Source organism: Cellulomonas bogoriensis 69B4 = DSM 16987 (assembly GCF_000767165.1).
GTDB classification, from domain to species: domain Bacteria; phylum Actinomycetota; class Actinomycetes; order Actinomycetales; family Cellulomonadaceae; genus Actinotalea; species Actinotalea bogoriensis.
In genome coordinates, this window is record NZ_AXCZ01000486.1 from 1 (window position 1) to 360 (window position 360).

1 protein-coding gene is annotated in these 360 nt (G+C 67.8%); it reads left to right on the plus strand.

Annotated features, from left to right (window positions below):
• Positions 1-18 precede the first annotated feature (18 nt).
• A partial coding sequence (locus N869_RS18675) for a hypothetical protein (protein WP_232229901.1) occupies positions 19-360 on the plus strand: 342 nt, incomplete at its 3' end.

Here is a 360-nt window from a genome sequence, read left to right on the forward strand (position 1 = left end):
GACGCACGTAGCGCGCTGATGGCCGCCCAAGAGGCTTACCACCAGCTGCCCCCGGACCGGATCTCCCCCGAGGAGGAGTTCCGGGTCCGGCGGAACCTGACAGCTGCCGGGGCGACGTTTGGTCTAGCCGGGGCTTTGGCTGGTGGCACGCTCGCGGCCGACCAGGAGATCGAACGTCGCAACACGGCTATGCGCCAAGCCCGTGACGAGGCTGCTCAGCGAGCCCTAACCCGCCTGTCCGCGGAAATGGAGTACGCCGCCGAACGGCTGCCATCGGAGTTCGATGCCCACGGGCGAGATCCATGGACGGAGCCCTTCGATGACCAGGGTCTTCACCGGGAGTCGACCGGTACGTCGACC